Annotated in this window: 3 protein-coding genes; all 3 read left to right on the top strand. The window is 65.8% G+C overall.

The annotated features are described in order from the left end of the window. Positions 1 to 561: 561 nt before the first annotated feature. Entirely contained in the window at positions 562 to 1551 is a 990-nt protein-coding gene (locus M0P34_RS14650) for a TRAP transporter substrate-binding protein (RefSeq protein ID WP_291500444.1), read from the top strand. A 12-nt stretch (positions 1552 to 1563) separates the two neighbouring features. After that, a complete protein-coding gene (locus M0P34_RS14645) occupies positions 1564 to 2154 on the top strand; it encodes a TRAP transporter small permease (RefSeq protein ID WP_291500441.1) in 591 nt (196 codons plus the stop codon). Then, positions 2151 to 3120, top strand: a 970-nt coding sequence (locus tag M0P34_RS14640; RefSeq protein WP_291500439.1) for a TRAP transporter large permease subunit, incomplete at its 3' end; no start/stop codon positions are given. The genes M0P34_RS14645 and M0P34_RS14640, both read left to right, overlap by 4 nt.

Raw genomic sequence — 3120 nt, 5'->3', positions numbered from 1 at the left:
TTTCACAAACCGCCGCGCACCCCGGGCCCGAGGCCGGGACCGCCCGTCTTTCTCCGTCGCCCCGGAGCGGCGTCCGCCCCCCGCAGCCCGGACGACCACGCGCGCGACCTGAAACACATCCCCATATATTACAGCATCATAAATACCGAGAAAACCGTGCACCCCCTGGTATGTCCCGGCCCCGGGAACGGCCCCGCGCCCTGCCTCGCCGCCCCGAGTCCCAGCGCCCAGGCATCGAAGCGGGGCATCCAGATGCCCCGCTCCCGCCCGCAGCCCGTTTTTCTTTCGAAAAAACAGGCACGCCAATTTCAAGCGCAATATGCTGTATATATTGATTATAAAATGGAAAGCCCCCCTTCCGGGCCCGGCAGCCCCTGCGGCGGGCCCGGGCGGGCCGACCATGCCGCATCCTAACGAAATATAATTGATTTTGAATGCAACACCGCCCATCGCCCGTGTTGCGTGAAATCAGTAACGAACATTGCGCTCCGCCGCAGAGTCCCCTAAGACGGTAAGGCTGGTTGAATATTCCTACCCTGGAGGACTGCACCAATGGAAAAGATGCGCAAAGTGTTGGCTGTCTGCTTCGCCGTGGCCTTCATGACCGTCCTGTCCGGCCCAGCCCAGGCCGGGCCCATCGTCATCAAGTATTCCCATGTCGTCGCGGAGAACACGCCCAAGGGCCAGATGGCCACCAGGCTCAAGGAGCTTGTGGAGCAGCGGCTGGCCGGGAAGGTCGTCGTGGAGGTCTTCCCCAACTCCCAGCTTTTCGATGACGACAAGGTGCTCTCGGCGATGCTGCTCGGCGACGTGCAGCTCGCGGCCCCGGCGCTGTCCAAGTTCGAGAAGTTCACCAAGCGCCTACAGATCTACGACCTGCCCTTCCTGTTCCGCGACATGGCGGCCATCGACCGCTTCCAGCAGGGCCCCCAGGGCCAGGAGCTGCTCCAGGCCATGACCGGCAAGGGCCTGATCGGCCTGGGCTACCTGCACAACGGCCTCAAGCAGATGACCTCCAACGTGCCCCTGCGCGTGCCGGCCGACGCCAAGGGCCGCAAGTTCCGCATCATGCAGTCCGACGTGCTGGCCGCGCAGTTCGAGGCCCTGGACGCGGTGCCCCTCAAGGCGCCCTTCTCCGAGGTCTTCACCCTGTTGCAGACCAAGGCCATCGACGGCCAGGAGAACTCCTGGTCGAACATCTACTCCAAGAAGTTCTTCGAGGTTCAGCCCTACATCACCGAAACCAACCACGGCGTGCTGGACTACATGCTGGTGACCTCCGTGGAGTTCTGGAACGGCCTGCCCGACGACGTGCGCACCGTGCTCAAGGAGTGCATCGACGAGGCCATCGTCCACAACAACAAGGTTTCCGAAGCGAAGGCCGCCGAGGACCGGGCCAAGATCGCCGAGTCGGGCCGCACCGAGATCATCGAGCTGACCGACGCCGAGCGCGAGCAGTGGGTCGAGGCCATGAAGCCGGTGTGGAAGAGGTTCGAGGGCGACATCGGCGCCGAGATGCTGGACGCCGCCGTGGCTTCCAACAAGAACTAACCGGACCGGCCCATGCCAAGCATCCGGACGATTCTCAACCGTTTCGAGGAGACGGTCATCTCCCTGCTCCTGGCGGCCATGACCCTGGAGGTCTTCGTCGAGGTCATCCTGCGCTATGTGTTCAACAAGGGCCTGCTCTGGGGCACGGAGCTGACCCTGCACCTGGGCGCGTGGATGGTGCTTTTCGGCGCCTCCTACGGCATCAAGGTCGGCTCGCACATCGGGGTGGACGCGTTCTTGCGCGTCCAGCCCCCGATGGCGCGCCGGGTCATCAGCACCGTGGCCGTGCTCGGGGCGCTGTGCTACTGCGCCCTGGTGATGATCGGCGCCTGGGCCTACCTGTCCAAGATGTACGCCATCGGCATCGAATTGCAGGACATTCCCGTCCCGCGCTGGGTGGCCCACAGCATCTTGTTCATCGGCTACGCCATGCTCGCCGCGCGGCTGCTCGAGCTTTTGGCCCGCGTGATCACCGGCAAGGCCGACGGCTTCAAGCTGCCCGACGAGGCCAAGGAGGGGATCAAAATGTACGTCAAACGTGACGCCGGGCGCGCAGGCGCGCCCGGCGCCGCGCCCCAGGGCGGGGAGGTGCCCCGGCCATGACCACCCTCGCCCTGTTCCTGCTTCTCTTCCTGTGCCTGCTGTCGGGGATGCCCATCGCCATGGGCCTGGGCCTGGCGAGCATCACGACCATCCTGTTCTTCTCCAGCGACTCCCTGGCCTCCATCTCGCTGAAACTCATGGCCAACCTGGGCGGGCACTACACCCTGCTGGCCATCCCGTTCTTCATCCTGTCCTCGGCCTTCCTGTCCACGGGCGGGGTTGCCAACAGGCTGATCCGCTTCGCCGTGGACTGCGTGGGCTCGATCCGGGGCGGGCTGGCCATGGCCTCGGTGCTGGCCTGCATGCTGTTCGCCGCCGTTTCGGGCTCCTCGCCCGCCACGGTGGCGGCCATCGGCAGCATCGTCATCGCGGGCATGGTCCGCTCCGGCTACCCGGAGTCCATGGCCGCCGGCGTGATCTGCAACGCGGGCACCCTGGGCATCCTGATCCCGCCGTCCATCGTCATGCTCGTCTACGCGGCGGCCACCGAGGAATCCGCGGCCCGGCTGTTCATGGCCGGGGTGGTGCCCGGGCTGATGATGGGCCTCATGCTCATGCTGGTCATTTATGTGGTGGCGCGGGTCAAGGGCCTGCCCGCCCAGCCCTGGCCGGGCCTGCGGGCGCTGCTGCTCTCGTTCATCTCGGCCTCGGGCGGGCTGTTCCTGATCTTCATCGTCCTCGGGTCCATCTACCTCGGCGTGGCCAGCCCCACCGAGGCGGCGGCCCTGTCGGCGGTGTACGCCTACCTGGTGGCGGTCTACTTCTACCGCGACATGGGTCCGCTCAAGGGGGTGCCCTGGCGGCTCCCCGGCGAGGGACTGGGGCGCGCCGCCCTGCGCAACGCGAGCGGCATGCTCCTGGCCTTCCCCCGCAGCCTCTACCACCCCGAGGTGCGCAAGGTCGTGCTGGACGCCTCCAAGGTGTCCATCATGCTGCTGTTCATCATCGGCAACGCCATGCTCTTCG

This window comes from Desulfocurvus sp. (assembly GCF_023230885.1).
In the GTDB taxonomy this organism is placed as follows: domain Bacteria; phylum Desulfobacterota; class Desulfovibrionia; order Desulfovibrionales; family Desulfovibrionaceae; genus Desulfocurvus.
This window is presented reverse-complemented; position numbering and strand designations above follow the sequence as displayed.